Source organism: Hydrogenophaga sp. (assembly GCF_041633695.1).
Classification (GTDB): domain Bacteria; phylum Pseudomonadota; class Gammaproteobacteria; order Burkholderiales; family Burkholderiaceae_C; genus Hydrogenophaga.
Window position 1 is genome coordinate 1 of the sequence record NZ_JBFJMY010000697.1, and the last position, 1,530, is coordinate 1,530.

Sequence of the window (1,530 nt, forward strand, 5' to 3'; positions counted from 1 at the left end):
AAACATTAGCCCAACGAAATCAACAATCAAATACAACACCGAATTATTGATTCCGCCAGGTTATTTTGGAGCTCAAGAATGCGCTCCAAAATGCAATGCCCAGTCAACGAACCGCTGGCCTTTGGAAACCACCCAGACACAGTAGTCTGGCAGCCACGTTGTCGTGGATGACGCGACCCTCCAAAACGGACGCGAGTGCATCCTCAAAACGCCGAAGCGTTTCAGCATCAGCTCTGCGGGCGGACCGGAAAGTCGTCTTCTTGGAACGCCCCTTCGCCACGGGTGCCTTCGGCCGCGCGCCGATTTTCTTCGGTCCTGAGTTGCACGCGCCGGATCTTGCCGGAGACTGTTTTGGGCAGCTCTTGGACGAACTCCAGCCGGCGGATGCGCTTGTAGGGCGCCAGGTTGCGGCGCGAAAAGTCAAAAATGTCCTGCGCCAGTTCGGGGCCGGCCTGGGCTCCGGGACGCAGAATCAGGTAGGCCTTGGGCACCGCCAGTCGCACGGGGTCGGGGCTGGGCACAACGGCGACCTCCATCACGGCCTCGTGCTCCATCAGCGCGCTTTCCAGCTCGAACGGGCTGATGCGGTAGTCCGACGCCTTGAACACGTCGTCGGCGCGGCCCACGAAGGTGATGTAGCCGTCGGCATCGCGCTGCGCGATGTCACCGGTGTGGTAATGGCCGTCGCGCATGGCTTCGTTGTTCTGTGTTTCGCTGCCCTGGTAGCCCGCCATCAGGCCCAGCGGTCGTTGGGCCAGCGGCAGCGACACCTCGCCTTCGTTTGCGGGCTTCCCGTCCACGTCCAGCAACTCGATGCGGTAACCCGGCAGCGCGCGCCCCATGGAGCCCGGCTTGAGCAATTGCCCGGGCGGGTTGCCGACCTGGGCCGTGGTCTCGGTCTGGCCGTAACCGTCGCGCAGGCTCAGGCCCCAGGCGGCCCGTATCTGCTCGATGATTTCGGGGTTGAGCGGCTCGCCAGCGCCGATCAGCTCACGCAGGCTCAGGCGTTCACGCCGCGCTGCAAGGTCTTCCTGAATCAGCATGCGCCACACGGTGGGCGGTGCGCACAGACTGGTCACGCGGTGTTGCTCCAGCACCGAGAGCAGGCCTTGCGCATCAAAACGCGTGTAGTTGTAGATGAAGATGCAGGCGCCGGCGTTCCAGGGTGCGAAAAAACAGCTCCAAGCGTGTTTGGCCCAGCCCGGCGAGGAGATGTTCAGGTGCACATCGCCCGGCAGCAAGCCGATCCAAAACATCGTGGCCAGGTGGCCCACGGGATAGCTCTGGTGCGTGTGCAGCACCAGCTTGGGCTTGGAGGTGGTGCCGGAGGTGAAGTACAGCAGCAGCGGGTCGGTGGCGCGGGTGGGGCCATCGGGTGTGAACGCGGTGGTGGCCTGGTCCGCATCTTCGAAACGCAGCCAGCCGGGGGCGGGATCGCCCACGCTGACGCGTGTGTAGTCGCCCGCCAGCGCCTCGAACTTGCCCACCTGCGCACTGCCCGCCACCACGTGGCGCACCTGCCCGCGCTCG

General features: G+C 64.2%; 1 protein-coding gene. It reads right to left on the minus strand.

Annotated elements, in window-relative coordinates; all coding sequences use genetic code 11:
- Positions 1 to 227: 227 nt before the first annotated feature.
- Positions 228 to 1,530: AMP-binding protein (locus tag ABYB95_RS23335; RefSeq protein ID WP_372662705.1), on the minus strand; the 1,303-nt coding region annotated here is incomplete at its 5' end.